Here is a 17,616-nt window from a genome sequence, read left to right on the forward strand (position 1 = left end):
TTACTTTACCTTCTCCCACCAAGATTCAGAGATCAGATCCTTTTGTAAATCCAGCCACTCTCCTGGCTTAGGAGTTGCCAAACGAACTCCGTTTTGATCCGCTCCTTGTTTTGTTCTCAAGATAGGTTCATCCCAAGAATGAATTGCAAGATTGAAAGTTGCCCAATGTACAGGCAGCATTGTTTTGCCTTTCAGATCCAAATGAGCTTGGACTGCACTTTCAGGATTCATATGAATTCCTTCCCAGGTCCAATCATATGCACCTACTTTGATCGAAGTCAGGTCGAAAGGGCCGAGTTTTTTGCCGATCTCGGAAAAATGAGAAGAATAACCTGTATCTCCACTATGGAAAAATTTATGTTTTGGTCCGATTAAACTCCAAGAAGACCAGAGAGTCGACTTTCGATTGAATAAACCTCTTCCTGAATAATGAACTGCAGGAGTGCAGATGATTTCAATATTCTTAATGCTCCCTTTTTCCCACCAATCCAATTCTATGATCTGGTTTTCCGGGATTCCCCAAGATTCTAAATGAGCGCCTATGCCTAGTGGCACAAAATATTTTGTACCCTTCTTCGCTAAAAATTGAGCAGCAAGCATGTCCAAATGATCGTAATGATCATGAGAGATCACGACTGCATCTATATTAGGAAGTTCTGATAGTTCTAATGGCAAAGGAAAAAGTCTTTCGGGTCCAATACTTTCAAATGGAGAAACTTTTTTAGAAAATACAGGGTCGGTGAAGATACGAATTCCATCTATTTCTACCAAAACAGAAGAATGCCCGAACCAGATTGCTCTTAATCCAGGCGCTATCGGATCTGAAAAAGTTTTTGGATCAGGTTTTTGGACTGGAATAGGAGAAGGAGGAGTTCTTACTTCAGAACCGAAAAATTGTCTTTTTAAAATTGCAAGATAAGTGCTAGTACGAAGCTCAGGGACGAAAGGATCGTTTTCGAATGTACCATCATGGAACATCTTGGAAGTTTTCATTTTTTCCAATCTTGTGCCGCTTGGATTTCCTCCGAAAGAATTCAAACAAGCTGTTTGGCATAAAACCAATAAGAATAAACCGAATAGAACAAAAGAAGTGTAAATAGTAATATTTTGTGCTTTTTTTCCGAACATAAAACTCTCTTTGCGGGAGGTCCTACAAGATCTCATTTTCTAAAATTTTAAAATAAGAAAATTTGAGTTAGTTTACTTTTTTGGGAAGATATTTGACAAGAATTCAAAAGAATCTACGATCTGAGTCCTTATATAAAGTACATCCGTTCTGGTAGATTTGGTATGCAAACTTATTTAGAAACCCCTTCCGAATGTTTTTCTAATTTAAAGGATTATCCTTTTTCCCCTAATTATATTTCCGTAGGAGAATTCAAAATGCATTATGTGGACGAAGGTCCTAAGGATGCAAAAGAAACAGTTTTATTATTACATGGAGAGCCTAGTTGGTCTTATCTTTATAGAAAGATGATCTCTCCTTTATCAGAAAAAGGTTATAGAGTGATAGCACCCGATCTGATCGGTTTTGGAAAATCAGATAAGCCTACAGATCTAAAAATATATACGTATAAAAATCATGTGGACTGGCTTAAAAATTTTATTACTGGTCTAGACCTACAGAATATCACACTCTTTTGCCAAGATTGGGGAGGGCTTTTAGGATTAAGGGCAGTAGCGGAATTGGATTCTAAATTTGCACGAGTATGTGCTGCGAATACTTTTTTACCCACAGGAGATATTCCTCCTAAAGAAGATTTTTTTAAATGGCTTCGGTTTTCCCAAGAAGTTAGCAAACTTCCAGTAGGGAAGATCATCCAAAACGGATGTGTAAGTAAATTAAGTCCTGATATTATTCATGCTTATGATTCTCCTTATCCGGATGAATCTTATAAGGCTGGCGCCAGGAAATTTCCTACCCTTGTCCCGATTTCCCCTGATAATCCTGAAACGGAAAGAAATCGTCAGGCTTGGATGTTCTATAAAAATTTCAAAAAACCTTTTATTACCATGTTCAGTGATTCAGATCCTATCACAAAAGGTGGAGATATATTCTTTAGAAGGACTATCCCAGGTGCAAAAGGGCAAAAACATACTGTGATACAGGGAGCTGGACATTTCCTTCAGGAAGAGAAAGGCGAGCTACTTGCAGAACTTCTTTCTGAATTTATCCAGAACAATCCTTAATCAGATTTTCTGTTTTATAGATTTTGCATATTCTGAAACGATTTTGAAGAAGTTCGGATCTTCTAAAAATTCTTTGAATAGATCGAATTCTTTTTTTAGATTTTCATAAAGGTTACCTTGGAAAAAATTATTCGAGATCTCTTTTTCTGCTCTAATAAGTTTTGGATTCCATTGGGAAAGTTTATCCAATACTTTTAGTCCTTTTGCAATTGGATCACCTTCTGTAACGACTTCGTCTATTATCCCTAATTTTAATGCGTCTTGAGAGCGGAGAGGATCTCCGAGTAATGTTATAGATAATGCTTTTGTAGGGCCTACTTTGCGAGCCAGAGTTGTGATCAATGGAGGACCTCCGAAACGAATTTCTGGTCGAAATAAGAATGTTTTCCTTTCTGCAAGAATATAATCACCCGAAAGTGCAAGATCAAAACCTCCAGCAGAACAAAAACCTTTTATAACGCAGACTAAAGGTTTTGGAAAAGAATAAAGCTCATAATGATATTCTAAAATACGGTGTTTGAATGACTCTAGTTTTGTTTCGATTACTTCTTCTAAATCGTAACCGCTACAGAAGTTTTTGCCGTTTGCTCCTAAAAGTACTCCTCTGATCTTAGGATCTTTTTTGGATTCTGAAAAAACAGATTCTAATTCGTCTCTAATCCCTATATTCAATGCATTATTGGATTCTGGACGGTTTAAAAGTACGATCAATAATCCATCCCGATTTTCCAAACTCAGATATTTATAATCCATGAAGATGTTTAATAAGGTTTATTTTTAAAAATTCAAATGAAAATGAATTCTTTTTTTCAGGAAATTCGGTAACCTTTTTGGTTCGGAGTAGAAGCTAAGGGGAATGAAAGGAGCCTGCTATGTTATCTAAGATCCGATTTTTTGCTTTAATTTTATCTGCACTAACCCTTGGAATGAGATTTGCGCATGTGATGGAAGCAGCACCCAAATTGCATTGGGAAGCTGAACTATATTTTCAAGTCCAAACTAGTTTGTATAAATATTTTGCCATCATAGGTCCTATTGTGCAGATAGGTTCCATTCTTCTTATTTTTACGATCGCTTACCTTTCTAAAGGTACAAAATCATTTCGTTATACAATTTTGAGCGCCTTCTCTTTTATTTTCTCCTTAGGGGTTTGGTTCTTTTTCGTGGCGCCTGCTTCTTCTCAAATCAAAGAATGGACAGTCACTCATACAATTCCAGAAAATTGGAATAGTATAAGGTCCGCTTGGCAATTCGGTCAAGTGGGTGCATTCAGCTTTGATCTGATCGCATTTTGTCTTCTGGCAAGTTCAATCCTTCTTGTGAAAGACGACTCTATACAGAAATCTTAATCAAAAGAATAGCCGGCTCCTAATAATATAGCAGGGATATCCGATCTTAATGAATGTTTGAATTCGTTTACTCGGATATCGTCTTTGGAGAATACAGCATGATTGAAATTCCAATCAGCAGAGCCTCCATTATAAACTCTTACCGGAAGATAATATAAAAGAGTAAAATCAAATTTCCATTTTCCGGTTGAGTATCCGAATCCACCAGAAACAAGATCTTGGACCATGATTCCTGCTTGGAGTGCATTTGTTCCTTCTGATCTTAAAACTCCAGAGTTATGCCTTGCACCTAATCTGTAGGTCCAATCGTTTACGATCCATTCTCCTCCGATTCCTAATGCCCATGAATCATGATACGCTAAATTTTGAGGGATTACATTCGTTTGTCCGAATGCAGTTGGGAATACAGGGGCAGCCAAAGTTTGTTTATAAGTAGAAGTATAAGAAGCATAATTATAATATAATGCGTCTACTCCGATCTTGAATGTATCTGTTCCATAAGAAAAACCTAAACCATGTCTTTCCGGAACTGCGAATGTTGCAGAAACCCCAGTGCGACTAGGATAAGAGCCTACTTGCATACTTCCATCTAAAGGGATTTTTGCGGAAGTTTGGTAAGAATAAGCAATTTTTAATGTTTCAGTGATCTGATAAGTAGTTCCGAAAATACCACCGAGCGCATATGCGTTTTTACTTTTATAATCAAAACCTTGGCCTGGGACTTCAATGTTTCCAGTAATATCATGAAACTTTTGGTAAGCGATCTGTCTGGAATAAATTCCTTCCACTCCTAACGCTATAGAAAGTCCGCCAATTTTATATGAGAGTGCATGAGTGGATTTAACTAGATAAAAGGTAGAAGAATAACTTTCCTGTATTCTTCTAGAATCTCCTATTGGACTTGGAAGTTTCATCCCTGACCAATCGTTCAAACTTTGACCATTAGGCGTAATCCTTGTGAGCCCGGAAACTTCTCCGTTTCCGCCGCCCGGTATATAAATTCCTCCTCCGTATGTCCATTTTTCGTTGATTGGAATTCGGATCGCGAAATAGGGAAGTGGGGCGAGCACGTTATAGGATTCGGAGTTTTCGTAAGAAAGATTTGGGTCTGGATCAGAGAACTTGTCTTTGTATACTGTACGGATGTACGGTAAAGAAACTCCGAACTCCAACTCTTTTTGGTTTTTGAGACTTAAGTTAGCCGGATTAGTCCCTATGTCCATAGGAGATCCCCCGATCGCTAAATTTACTCCTCCCATACCTCCGTATCTCGCATTATGAGAAGGTTGAAAAAGTCCAACAGCCTCTAACTTAGGAGCCAGGAAAGAAATTATAGCCAAAAAAAATAGGGAGAATTTTTTACGAACTCTAGATCCAAAAAGCATGCTTCAAGTAATTCGTTACGGTTTTTTTTACAAGTGCTTTCTTTTTAAAATTCAAAATATAAAACTGGCGGATTCCTGAACAAGGTTAGGTTTTAGAATGAATTCGAGTGAGTTACGTGCATTACGAAAAATTACTGATCCATTGGCGGACGAGATAGTCACAAAATATTTTACTGAATCCGCTTTTGACAGAGAAAAAACCATGCTTTTTTTCGATGCGCTTTCCAAGAACTCGGATCCGATTCCTTCCGGTTTACCTGACTATCTAGAAAAATATTTTTATGAGACGGAAGACCTTCCTTCATGGGCGGATAAGAATAAGATCGCAAAAGGGGAGAAGTTATTCTCCACTTATGGTCCTCAGATCTTAATGATGCTTTGTGTTAAGTCTCTTCCCATGGCTTACTCTTGCGGAGATGGAGCACAGGTACTTTATAAAACTGGAAGATTAATAGAACAGAATGGTGTAATAGACGGAGTTAATCGAAGACTGATGGAAACAACTCAGTTTGTTATTTCTGTTGCTCAGGAGAATGGACTGGGCCCTCAAGGTAAAGGAATACGCACCGCTCAAAAAGTAAGACTGATGCATGCATCCATACGTTATTTTCTTGGAAAAGGAAAAGATTGGGATCCTGCTTGGGGGCAACCGATTAACCAAGAGGACATGGCAGGTACTCTGCAATCTTTTTCTAGTTTGGTAGTCGAAGGCCTTGGCCAATCTTCCTTAACACTCAGTCAGGATGAAAAAGACGCATACATTCATCTTTGGAGAGTTGTAGGACATTTTATTGGAGTAAAACCTGAACTTTGTCCAGAAGGATATGGCGCAGCACATTCTTTAGGTGAATCCATATTTAGCGACCAACAAAAACCCTCGGATGCAGGTAAGATACTTGCAAAATCTCTGTTGGACTTTATGGAATATATGCTTCCTGGAAATTTATTCGACAATCTTCCATTATTTTTTCTGCAAACATATATGGGACAAAAAACAAGCGAAGTGCTTGGTTTAGGATGGCCTCCTAAAAATCCTTTGGGCTATTTTATGGAAAGGATCTTTAAGGATATAGACTCACATGAAGATAGTGATGAAGGGTTCGGAAAGTTAGTCGCTTATTTTGCTTCCAAACTTCTTTTTTCTATGGATCATTTTTATTACGGCGGAAAGAAAGCAAGATTTTGGATCCCGCCTTCATTAAGAGAGAATTGGAGACTATAAAGGATGAGTTTTTGGCAGTCTTTAGCAACGGATCCGGAGTATTTCGGACGTTATACGCTTATTGAGAATATTTTCCTGCTATTAGGTGTGGTTTTCTGGGCCTATATGTATGCAGTTCTTCTAATAGAGCCATTTAAGAAAAAATTCGTTGAGATGCCCGTTTTTATCGCCTGCGGGAACATTATTTGGGAATTATTATGGGGTTTCTGCTTTAAAGAGCCCATGGGTGCGATATTACTATGGGGCTATAGACTTGGATTCGTATTGGACATAGTGATTTTCTATCAGGTGATCCGATTTGGTAAAAAACAAATTTCCTTGCCAATGACGGATAAGGGATATAAATTCCTTTTGGGCATTTTGGTGGTATCTTGGGGATTATTGATCTATACTTTCTATAAGGGAGGTTATGATCTTTTTACCGGATCTAATTCGGCTTATATCTTAAGTCTGATCATTTCGGTAATGTATCCGATCCTTTTCTTAAAAACTGGAGATCTGAACATGTTCTCTTATTCGGTTTCTTGGGCTAAGTTTTTGGGAAATGGATTTTTTACGATCTTCATATTTCTGTACTTTCCGGATAAGTATTTTGTTCAGGTATTGAGCGGACTTGGAACGATAGCTGACATATACTACGTTTGGATCTTTACACGCCAAAAGTATTCGCCCTCTAAAGTGTGAACTTTAAATATTCGTTCGGGTGGAGTTTCGAGACCAATAGGTTTCGAAAAAGATAAAATTGGAAACTACGCAGGATTTGTCCACAGACAGAGTTCCTTATGAATTGGGGGAATTGCTGTACGAGGACAGTTTTTCTCAAACATATAGAGGAAAATTCGGTAGGACCAGAGAGCCAAAGATCATTCGAGTACAAAGACCGGAGGGGAAAGAAACCTCTTCGGTATATTTCTTGAATGAATTCGAATTGGGTAAACTGGTTAGCGATCCTGGTATTCTTAAACCCGAAGATATGTTCGAAAATTCGGATGGTATCTGTCTGGTTTACGAAAATATTCCTTCTAAACTTCTTCATCAAAGTTTGGCAGAATCAATTTCTCTCGAAACTTTTTTAGAGATAGCGTTAGCGATCACAGAGAATCTTGCCAAGCTACATTCTTTCGGAATTGTTCATAATCAAATTTCTCCGCGTGCATTTTTCTATAATCCGGATACTGGAGAGACAAAACTTGCTTGGTTGGGAGGAGCTTCTCTCCTTCTTTCCGAAAAAGGAAGTTATGCGCCTCTTAGATATACATTCGATATTCTACCATATTGTTCTCCTGAAAATACCGGAAGATTAAATCGCCCTGTTGATTTTAGATCGGATGCGTATTCTTTAGGTGCTTTATTTTATAAGATGATCTCCGGAGCTCCTCCTTTTGAAACAGAAGATCCTTTGGAGATGGTTCATTATCATATCGCAAGATCTCCTGTTTCTTTAGTTAAGAAGAGGGAAGATGTTCCTACTGCAATTTCTACTTTGGTAGACAAATTACTCTCTAAGATGCCGGAAGAGAGATACTTCTCTTTGGAAAATCTGATACATGATCTAAAGAGTATTAAAGATTCTTTAAAGTCCAAACGAAAATTGTCTGAATTTGTGCCGGGTGTTTACGAAAGAAAGGTAGGTTTTAGAGATTCCCCTCGCATCTATGATAGAGATAAAGAAAGAAAGGAGATCGAATCCGGGATAGTAAATGTAACTAACGGAAAAAGGTCCGCTGTATTCATTGGAGGGAAATCAGGTACTGGTAAAACTGCTCTTGTAGAAGATGCGATCACTTATCTGGATATTTATTCTGTAGTTCTCTTGCGGGGAAAATTCGAAGAAGATAAAAAAGAAATCCCTTATTATGCATTTCGTCAGATCATGGATGATCTTTTAAGAAGGATATTACAGAAAAAAGAAGAAGAGATCATTCTACTTAAGAATTTTATAAAGGAAACTCTAGGAGACAATATAGAGATCCTGACCCAATTTTTACCTGATTTGGGAAAAACTTTAGGAATAGAAATACCTGCAAAAACAAATAAGAGACAGAAGGACGAAAAGATCCTATTTGCAGTTGCTCTTAAATTTTTAACTCTTTGTTTTGATCGAAAAAATCCAGCAATCATTCTTGTAGATGATCTACAATGGGCGGATTCTGCTTCTCTTGCATTACTCGAATTCATTTTAAATAGCGAAGATTGGGAAGGATTATTATTCGTTCTTACAAGTCGTTCGGAAGATGCAGACTTCTTTCCGAATGTGAATGTAAAACAAGGCTCTCCAGGTTTAGATCTGAGAGAGATACGACTTACTCCTCTAAACGAACATAGCGTTTTTAAATATGTTTCGGATAGTATCCATGTTTCTGCAGAAGACGCGAACAGACTCGCAGAAGTTTTAGTTTCTAAAACTGGAGGGAATCCTTTATTTTTACACCAATTCTTAAAATCCTTATATGAAGAAGGATGTTTGAGTTTTGATCAAAAAACTGCTTATCATATAGTAGATTGGGATAGGCTTTTACAGAGGACAGTTACGGATAACGTTCTCGACTTATTTTTAGATAAGGTTGGAAAACTTCCAGATGAGACACTGGAGGTTTTGAGAGTAGGCGCCTGTATCGGTGCAAAATTCGATCTGAAAGATATGTACGATTTTTTCAAGACCAGGCCTGGAGTTTTGTCTAGAGGAATTCGAGAAGCGGTCAGGGAAGGGATCGTATTTTATAGAGAATCCGGAAACATGTTGTTCCCGGCCTTACAGTATATTTCTCAAAAAAAGATAGAAGAGTCCGGAATGTATTCCTCTCTTTCGGATATTCAGTTCCATTTTTCACATGATAGAATGATCCAAAGTATTTTAGATGCAACTGATTCTGCAGAAAAAGCAAGGATCCATAATATACTTGCAAAATTGCTAATAGACAGAGAAAAAACTTCGAGCGGATCAGAACAAGTCCTAGATATTGCAAATCATCTTTTGCGATCTAGAGAATTACATACTAACGGGCAGGCGAACGAGGACTTCTTCCATTATACAATACTCGCAGGAAATTCTGCAAAAGCCGGAGCGGCTTACGAGTCCTCGTATTCTTTTTTCAGTCTACTTGCTTCTCAACTTAAAGACTCTTATTGGCAGAAAGATAGAAAGAATGCGATCCATATTTTAAAGTCTCTTGCAGAATCTGCATATTATTTATCCAGAAGAGAAGAAGCTGAAAAGATAGTATCTAATTTACTTTCCAGGCTTAATAGTCCATCCGAAAAAGCAGATGTTTATCTGATGCAATTGGAAGTGATGAACGTTTATAACGATTTGGATTCAGCATCCAAGATCGGGATCAAAGCATTACAATCACTTGGGATAGGGTTCAAAGAGAAACCGGGATTTTTAGCTGTATTCGGTGAAGTGCTGAAGATGATCTTCTATAGTAGAGGAAGATCTCCAGAAAAGTTAGTGAATGCAAAAGATAGTAAGGATCCGTATAAAACGGAGGCCTTAAACATTTTAGTCAACCTTCTGAATTATGGAAAACATATGGATATGAAGGTGATGGCTTATATTTATTTAAAGCTGATCAACCTTACCTTAAAAGAAGGAAACGCGCCATTCAGCTTTTTCGGCTACGCAGGATTTGGTTCTATATTACTTTCTATCAACGGAAATTTCCAACAGTCCATGAGATATTGGACTTTGGCAGAAAAGATATTAAAAAAATTTAAATCAGACGAACTTTATGGAAGATTCGTGTTCGGCCGGACCATTCTTCTGGACTATTTCATGTATCCTTTCCGTTCCATAGTGGATTATACGGAAGAAGCATTTCATAAATGTATGCAGTATGGAGATTATCTTTGGGCTGCATTTGCACTTTTCTCCCAAAATACAAACCAGTTATATTCAGCAGAAAATTCAATTTCCTATAGAGAAAAGATCAAAGAGAATTTAGAAAGAGGCTCCAAGCTAAATTATGATATTTTGATGGTTATGTTGTATTCTTCGGATTCGTATTTAGATCGTTTAGAAGGAAAATCCACAGAAACAGTCCGATATAAAGATAATTTGTACACTGATCAGGAATTTGAATCTAAGGTCCTGGAATTCGCAGGAAATGGAACTGCCAATTCTTGGCATGCTACCTTATTCGGGTCTCTTGCATATTTATCGGGATATTATTTGGAGGCAGAGAGAGTTTTCAAAAAATATCATCCTGATTTGGAAAAATCCAGGATCATGTTTATCTATTCTGAATATAGATTTTATAGATCTTTGGGACTTTTGAAATTACGTAAGAAGAAGTTAAAACTAACCGAAAAGTTCTTCTTTAGATATTCATTATATTTATTTAAACTTTGGTCGAGGATCTATCCGCCTAGTTTCCAATTATTCTATTTTGTATTAGCAGGACTTTACGAGGATTACGCAGGCAGAAAAGAAAATGTATCTAAGTATTTCGATATGGCGATGCAACATGTCGAATCCGAACCTAACGATTTTAGGAAAGCTGTAATATACCAACATGTCGCAGAATGGAACATAAAGCAGGGTAGGACCTCCTACGGAAAGTTTTTAATGCAAAATGCTGTTCGGCTTTATGGATCTTGGGGAGCAAAATCAATTGTCAACTTGCTCAGAGATGAATACGGAGAATTACTTCGTCCTCAAGGAACTCCAAAACGTTCTGTGGAAAAGATCTTTGCAGATTCTATGCTTTCTACCTCTTTCAGTTTGGATTTAAGAACTGTACTTAAAGCGTCTCAAAGTATTTCGGGAGTGATCGAGTTAGGTGAATTATTGCGGCAACTTATTCGAACCATTATGGAGAATGCTGCGGCCACCAGAGGTTTTTTAATTCTTCCTCAAAACAAAGAATTGTTTTTGATGGCAGGTTCAGATATAGAAGAGCCTGGATTTTTACCTAAACCGATTTCGTTAGATGAAGCAGGACATCTTCTTCCATTAGAAATTGTGTATTTCTGTTTTCGTTCCGGACAGAAGGTTTTGATCTCAGATGCTGCAAAGGATTCTTTTTATTCTGTAAATCCTTATATTAAAAGAAGCAAACCAAAGTCTTTATTATGTATGCCGATCACAAAACAAGGCAGAACATTATGTGTTCTTTATTTAGAAAATAGACTTACTGCTGGGATTTTTGACGAACATAGGTTGGAAATTTTAGAAATACTTTCCGCTCAGGCAGCTATTTCGTTAGAGAATGCGAAATTATACGAAGATATTACTCGTATGAATTCTGAATTGGAAAGAAAGGTAAACGAAAGAACGGAAGAATTAGCCAGATCACTTTCTATTATCAGAAAAGATATGTTGTATTCTCAAAAAATCCAAAGAAGTATTCTTCCCGAACTAAAAAATATCCCTGGGCTAAGATATTCTGTTAATTACCTGCCAATGGATGAAGTAGGAGGGGACTTCTATGATATATGCAGATTGAGTAATGGAAGATATAGGTTTTTCTTAGCGGATGCCACCGGTCATGGAGTGCAAGCAGCCTTGGTTACAATGGCGATCAAAGGAGAATATGAAAGTTTAAAATCTTCTTTGGAAAAACCAGGAGAAATACTTTCCGGATTGAATAATTCTATTTTAAATAAATATAAAACACTCTATTTTACTGGAGCGATCTGTGATGTGGATCTCTCGGAGAAAAAAGTATACTTTGCATCTGCAGGTCATATCTCTCAATTTTTAGTACGTTCGTATCAAACAGAAGAAATGCCTAAAACTGGTGCCATTTTAGGATTTGTGAAAGATTATCCTTATAGAACAGAAGAATACAAAATAGAATCTGGAGCTAGGATCTTTCTATTTTCGGATGGGATCTATGAACAATTCGATGAGGACAAATTAGAATACGGAGAAGAAAGGTTTTTACATTCTATCCGCGCAAATGCTCAGTTCGAGCCTCAGGTCCAAGCAGAAAGGATACTGTCCGATCTCCAAAATTTTATTTCTAAAAGTTCAATCCAGGACGATATCACTCTTCTGATTTTGGATATAGATTGATCTCTTTCTTATTATCGCTTGCGTTTTGATTCTCTAAATTTCAAGTTCACAATTAAGAAGTTTTCTACTAGGACATTCTGAATTGCTCGGCCTTTTTGTAATTCTATATATCTTTGTTACGATTCTGATCGGAGCATTTGCTTCTAGATATATTAATAGTTCCCAAGACTATGTATTGGCAGGCAGAAGACTTCCGCTCGTACTTGCATCTTCTGCTCTATTCGCCACTTGGTTCGGATCGGAAACTTTAATGGGTGCTTCTTCCAAGTTTGTAGATGGAGGGATCTTAGCTGTAATAGAAGATCCTTTCGGAGCAGCTCTTTGTCTTTTCCTAGTCGGCATATTCTTTGCTAAGCCATTGTATAGGATGAATATTCTTACCTTCGGTGACTTATACAAAAATCGTTTTGGCCGCAAGGTAGAATTTCTTTCCGCATTATTTATGATCCCTTCCTACTTCGGGTGGATTGCAGCTCAGTTAGTTGCGATGGGAATAGTTATCCATTCCTTATTCGGATTCGATATTTATGTAGGAATACTTTTAGCAGCCGTTGTCGTATTGATCTATACTTATATTGGAGGAATGTGGGCGATCTCCATTACGGATTTCTTACAGACCATCTTGATTATTGTAGGGCTTTTAGTTTTAGTTTGGGATCTACAGGATAAGGCAGGTGGATTTGAAACAGTCATCGCAACTGCAAAGCCTGGATTTTTTTCCTTCTTCCCTCCATTGGAAACAGAAGCTATCCTTGCTTATATCGCCGCATGGATGACGATTGGGTTGGGTTCTATTCCTCAACAGGATATTTTCCAAAGAGTGATGTCCTCTAAGTCGGAAAAGGTGGCTGTATATTCTTCTTTTTTAGGCGGGGGAATGTATCTGACTGTTGCATTTCTTCCTTTGCTTGCTGGATATTTTGCAAGGAGGGTTTATCCTGAGATCGCAGCAGGCGATAACCAAATGATACTTCCGCATGTAGTGCTCGTACATTCTACTTTATTTATACAGATCCTATTTTTCGGAGCGCTACTTTCTGCAATCTTGAGTACTGCTTCCGGAGCGATATTGGCGCCTGCTTCTGTACTAGGAGAGAATTTGATCCGTCCTACTCTGAAAAATCCTTCTGAGAAGCTGTTATTGAGAGTTATGCGTTCTTCCGTATTGATCGTGACAATTGTTTCTACCGGAATGGCTTTAAGTGAAACGAATATTTATCAGTTGGTTGCTGATTCTTCTTCTATTAGTTTAGTTTCTCTTTTTGTTCCTTTGGTCGCCGCTTTATTTTGGAAAGAAGCAAATGCGAGTGGGGCAGTTTACGCTATGTTCTCAGGAATGATCGTTTGGTTGGGTTTAAAATTTTTCGGACCGGAATGGTTGCCACCTACTATTCCTGCTTTGGGAATCAGTTTCTTGGGACAATATTTAGGAAGATATATTAAAATTTCTTTATTAGAGTCAGATTTGCAATTAAGCAGAGACTCTGTTCCGTCCGGCGGCCTTTGATTCGTATAATTTTTTATCTGCTGCTTTTAGGAAATCTTCAGGAGTCTCATCGCTCTCTCTTGCAGCGACACCGATACTTACAGTAATTGTCCAAGGAATTTCTTCGAAAGATTCTGTCTCGATTCGAGCTCGGATCCTTTCAGCTACAAATTTTGCTCCTTCTATATTCGTGTTAGAAAGTACTACGCAAAATTCTTCTCCTCCGTAGCGGGCTGCCACGTCACAATCTCTTACAAGTCCTGACAATAATCTTCCGATCGTTGAGAGTAGTTTATCTCCAGCTTGGTGTCCGAAAGAATCATTGGCCTTTTTGAAATGGTCCAAATCGAGTAGAAGGACCGACAGAGGAAAATCATATCTTTTAGAAGCTGCCAAAAGAGTACTTAATGATTCCATTAAGTGTCGTCTATTGAAAAGTCCTGTTAAAGAATCTTTATGAGATAACTCTTTTAGATTTTTATTAGATTCTTCTAATTGTAATTGCAGAAGGTTGCTTTTTAGTCTGGTGCCTTCTACATTAATCGCTGCTCCTATGCTCGCAATCGAAAATGCGATGATTGGAGTTACGACGGCTGAGCTGAGTTCTCTTTCTATCATATAAGTATAACCTAATGAAAAGAAGAGAATGTTTACAGAAATAATGGCGAGATAGGTTACAAAACTTGCTCTTAAGAAAAGGGGAAGAAGAAGTAATCCAAAGCAGAATGCGGAATAATCCGAGGTATGATATTGATCCACCAAGGTCGCAAAGGTGGTAGTGAATGTTAAAATTCCTACATAAATGATCATCGCAAAGTAGGAGAGTTTTTTGCCTTTTATGTCCTTTAAAGCGAGTACAGCTAACATCAAACTCGAGAATAATGCAGAACTTCCAAAACTTAGGCCGTATAGAAATTGAAGATGTCCCCCGATAGGAGTCCCCGGAGAAAATATATTCTGTGCGAAAAGAATACAAGAGATCAGAAGTGCGAAAATACTTAGGATCCTGACGGACTTGTCATTGTCTAGGGTCCGAAGTCTACGGATTTCTCCGGATTTCGAATAAGAGAAGTCTTCCGAAAGATATCTTCTGAGTTTCATAGCGATACACAGATAGACGGAAGAAGATTTCGGTTTATACGCTTCTTAGGATGGAAGTGAAAAATCCGAGTAACAAAAATCGAAAAATTATTTACCTAGTGTGGAAATAAACTTGGGTGTCGATTCGTCATCCAAATCGCATTCTATAATTTTGGAAATTTCTTGAACTAAGTTCTAGACGATTAGTCCGAATCTATTTAGTCTCCAAACTTTGTAAGAACAAATTTATATGAGTAAAATGCGGAACTTCCAAAAATTTATCTCTTTAAAACTTACTTAAAAAAATCTGGTAAGTATATGGAATCCGTAGCTTCACTTCCTAAAACAAAAATAGTTCGTCATGAATTGTTCCTGATCCTGCTTCTTGCGAGTATTCAATTCACGAATATCATGGATTTTATGATAATGTTCCCGCTTCAGGATTATTTTTTGAAACAATTCCAGATCGATACTGCGATGTTTTCCTTAGTCCTTTCTTCATATTCATTTGCCGCTGCGATTGCAGCTTTGATAGGAGCTAACTTTATAGATCGTTTTAATCGTAAGTCCGCTGCCATATTTTTATATATAGGATTTTTGGTAGGAACTGCGCTTTGTGCGGTCGCTCATACGTATTCATTTCTTCTTTTTGCAAGGATTATTGCCGGGATTTTCGGAGGAATGGTCAGTGGAGTTATCCTTTCGATCATAGGTGATGTTTTCCCTATCGAAAAGAGAGGGAAGGCAATGGGAGGAGTGATGGGTGCATTCTCTGCTGCTTCCGTTTTAGGAGTTCCTTCCGGTATCCGAATTGCGATGAGCTACGGCTGGAATTATACTTTTGCATTTATCGTGCTTTTAGGCCTTCCGATCCTGGCCCTGGCCATTCTATATTTGCCAAGCCTTCCTTCTAAAATGGAAAAGCAGAAGGTGGCAGACTTCAGCCAGTTGATTAGCGTACTTTCTAAGAGAGATCATTTGGTGGCTCTTGCGTTTTTTATGAGTGTGATCTTGGGTGGATTTACTGTCGTAACTTCGATAGCTGTTTTTATGGAAAGGAATATGGGCTTCTCTAAGACTCAGGTCAGCCATATCTATGAGATCGGAGGGATCTGCACTTTTGTTTCTTCCTGGATCGTAGGCTTCTTGTCGGATAAGTTCGGAAAACATAAGGTTTTTCTGATCCTAGTTCTTCTCGCTTTGTTTCCTATCCTTGCGATTACCCATTTGCCTAAGGACCTACCAGTGTACATGGCCCTCGGAGTTACGACAGTCTTTATGGTTCTAGTATCCGGTCGGGTTATTCCTTCTATGGCGATGTTAACTTCTGCCATTCGACCTGAGGTCAGAGGAAGTTTCATGTCTGTGAACTCTAGCTTGCAGAGTGTTGCAACAGGTATCGGAGCACTTCTTGCTGGAGCGATCTTGATCCAATTGCCGAATGGAACTTTCGAAAGATTTGATGTAGTAGGGTACTTCGCGGTAGGTTTTAATCTTCTTGCTCTCTATCTTTCCAGAAAAGTGAAAATAGTTTCCTAAGTTACGTTTAGGAAACTTGTTTCTGAAATCGGTAAAAAAATACGGACATTTCTTGACTTTTTAATGCGACAGAATACTGTCTGGCCACACGTTAAAGGAGGTGGTTTAGTTGAGTAGCGACAGTTGCAGCAAGAAAATGACCTGTGAGGTGGCTGAGCAATAGCCCAGGCCCCTGCAAAAAGGCCCTCTTGGACCTATTGCAATACCATCAGACCACTGGCCTTTCTGAGTTCCGAGAATTGGTCACTTTCGGGCATTTAGCATAGCTAGACGCAGACACTCAGGAGGTTTTAATTTCTTCCTTTTTATGAGTTACTAAGCTTGGGGAATTCTCCTAAGCGAAATCTGTAGTAACTTCGACATCAATTCCAAGATTCCAATCACTTCTTCCAAATCAATATTCCGTCTTGAAATTTACTTGAGGAACCTAAGACTGACTCCGGCAGGATCATATTTGGAATGAAGCGAGCTTTAGTATTATCCGGTGGAGGCGCTCGAGGCGCATATCATGCCGGGGTCCTAAAATATTTAGAAGAAATCGGATTCAAACCGGATGTAGTCTGCGGGACTTCCGTGGGCGCGATCACCGCTTCCGCATTAGGTTGCGGAATGAATGCAGCGAGGATCATAGATCTTTGGAAATCTATCGAAATCCAGAAGGTAATGAAATATTCCATCTGGAACGATTTCCTGGACCTGATCTTTCGCAGATTTTCCCCACTCGCAGATACAACTCCTTTAAAATATTTACTCTACTCTCAATTAGATTTTCGTAATATGCGAAAAAATCCAATGGAGATCATCATCACTGCGGTGAATATTCTGACTGCAGAACTCGTTTTTTTCGGGAACAAGGACATTGATATAGAACATGTGATGGCTTCTTCTGCCATACCCTTGATCTTTCCTTGGCAGTATGTGGATGGGAAACCTCATTGGGACGGGGGAGTGATGGCGAATGTTCCGATCCTCCCAGCGGTAGAAAGAGGCGCAAAAGAGATAGTAGTAGTATTGTTGTCTCCTGTGGGAGGAGTCAATATGGGGCTTCCAAGGAACAGAAGGGACGGTCTTGAGAGAGTATTCGAACTTTCTTTGATTGGATCTTTTCAGACTATTATGGCAAACCTGCAGTATCAAAAAAAACAAAAGGATAATAAGAAGAAGGGATTCACCAAATCATTATTGTCCTTCTCCGAACCTGAAAAAACAGATTATAAGATCAGAGTGATCGGACCGCGAACTTCTCTTGGTTTCGGAAGTATATTAAATTTCTCTCAAGTACAGGCGGACTATCTGATCAGCCGCGGATACGAAGATGCCAAAATCCAATTCGGGGAAGATTAAGA

12 protein-coding genes are annotated in these 17,616 nt (G+C 38.4%); 8 read left to right on the forward strand and 4 right to left on the reverse strand.

Going from position 1 to position 17,616, the window contains the following annotated elements:
• A complete protein-coding gene (locus CH362_RS12825; RefSeq protein ID WP_100710741.1) occupies window positions 1-1,128 on the reverse strand; it encodes an MBL fold metallo-hydrolase in 1,128 nt (375 codons plus the stop codon).
• A gap of 162 nt (window positions 1,129-1,290) precedes the next feature.
• Here CH362_RS12825 and CH362_RS12830 point away from each other — a divergent pair, with 162 nt between their 5' ends.
• Window positions 1,291-2,190, forward strand: coding sequence for a haloalkane dehalogenase (locus CH362_RS12830; RefSeq protein WP_100710742.1), 900 nt, complete (start codon window positions 1,291-1,293; stop codon window positions 2,188-2,190).
• Here CH362_RS12830 and CH362_RS12835 read toward each other — a convergent pair whose 3' ends face one another.
• Window positions 2,191-2,943, reverse strand: coding sequence for an enoyl-CoA hydratase/isomerase family protein (locus CH362_RS12835; RefSeq protein ID WP_100710743.1), 753 nt, complete (start codon window positions 2,941-2,943; stop codon window positions 2,191-2,193).
• 119 nt (window positions 2,944-3,062) lie between these two features.
• Between CH362_RS12835 and CH362_RS12840 the strand changes: the two genes are divergently transcribed.
• On the forward strand, window positions 3,063-3,539 hold the full coding sequence (locus CH362_RS12840; protein WP_100710744.1) for a hypothetical protein: 477 nt from the start codon (window positions 3,063-3,065) through the stop codon (window positions 3,537-3,539).
• On the opposite strand, the gene CH362_RS12845 is transcribed toward CH362_RS12840, so the two are convergent.
• The gene (locus CH362_RS12845) at window positions 3,536-4,924 is read right to left on the reverse strand and encodes an OmpP1/FadL family transporter (RefSeq protein WP_100710745.1); all 1,389 of its coding nucleotides are present in this window, start codon (window positions 4,922-4,924) and stop codon (window positions 3,536-3,538) included. The two genes, CH362_RS12840 and CH362_RS12845, sit on opposite strands and share 4 nt — an antisense overlap.
• Window positions 4,925-5,021: 97 nt before the next feature.
• Here CH362_RS12845 and CH362_RS12850 point away from each other — a divergent pair, with 97 nt between their 5' ends.
• From CH362_RS12850 to CH362_RS12865, 4 genes are all read left to right on the forward strand, one after another.
• Window positions 5,022-6,146, forward strand: a complete 1,125-nt coding sequence (locus CH362_RS12850; RefSeq protein ID WP_100710746.1) for an oxygenase MpaB family protein — start codon at window positions 5,022-5,024, stop codon at window positions 6,144-6,146.
• Window positions 6,147-6,149: 3 nt separating this feature from the next.
• Window positions 6,150-6,830, forward strand: coding sequence for a transmembrane-type terpene cyclase (locus CH362_RS12855; RefSeq protein ID WP_100710747.1), 681 nt, complete (start codon window positions 6,150-6,152; stop codon window positions 6,828-6,830).
• Between the two features lie 76 nt (window positions 6,831-6,906).
• Window positions 6,907-12,165 carry a trifunctional serine/threonine-protein kinase/ATP-binding protein/SpoIIE family protein phosphatase gene (locus CH362_RS12860; RefSeq protein ID WP_244280578.1) on the forward strand — a complete coding sequence of 1,753 codons (5,259 nt, stop codon included), beginning with the start codon at window positions 6,907-6,909 and terminating at the stop codon, window positions 12,163-12,165.
• Window positions 12,166-12,247: 82 nt separating this feature from the next.
• Entirely contained in the window at window positions 12,248-13,672 is a 1,425-nt protein-coding gene (locus tag CH362_RS12865) for a high affinity choline transporter 1 (RefSeq protein WP_100710749.1), read from the forward strand.
• On the opposite strand, the gene CH362_RS12870 is transcribed toward CH362_RS12865, so the two are convergent.
• Complete coding sequence (locus CH362_RS12870) at window positions 13,637-14,752, reverse strand: GGDEF domain-containing protein (protein WP_100710750.1); 1,116 nt, start codon at window positions 14,750-14,752, stop codon at window positions 13,637-13,639. The two genes, CH362_RS12865 and CH362_RS12870, sit on opposite strands and share 36 nt — an antisense overlap.
• A 297-nt stretch (window positions 14,753-15,049) precedes the next feature.
• Here CH362_RS12870 and CH362_RS12875 point away from each other — a divergent pair, with 297 nt between their 5' ends.
• Window positions 15,050-16,270, forward strand: coding sequence for an MFS transporter (locus CH362_RS12875; protein ID WP_100710751.1), 1,221 nt, complete (start codon window positions 15,050-15,052; stop codon window positions 16,268-16,270).
• A 459-nt stretch (window positions 16,271-16,729) separates the two neighbouring features.
• Entirely contained in the window at window positions 16,730-17,614 is an 885-nt protein-coding gene (locus tag CH362_RS12880) for a patatin-like phospholipase family protein (RefSeq protein ID WP_100710752.1), read from the forward strand.
• The last annotated feature ends 2 nt before the right edge of the window (window positions 17,615-17,616 follow it).

Origin of the sequence: Leptospira saintgironsiae, from assembly GCF_002811765.1 — a bacterium.
GTDB classification, from domain to species: Bacteria; Spirochaetota; Leptospiria; order Leptospirales; family Leptospiraceae; genus Leptospira_B; species Leptospira_B saintgironsiae.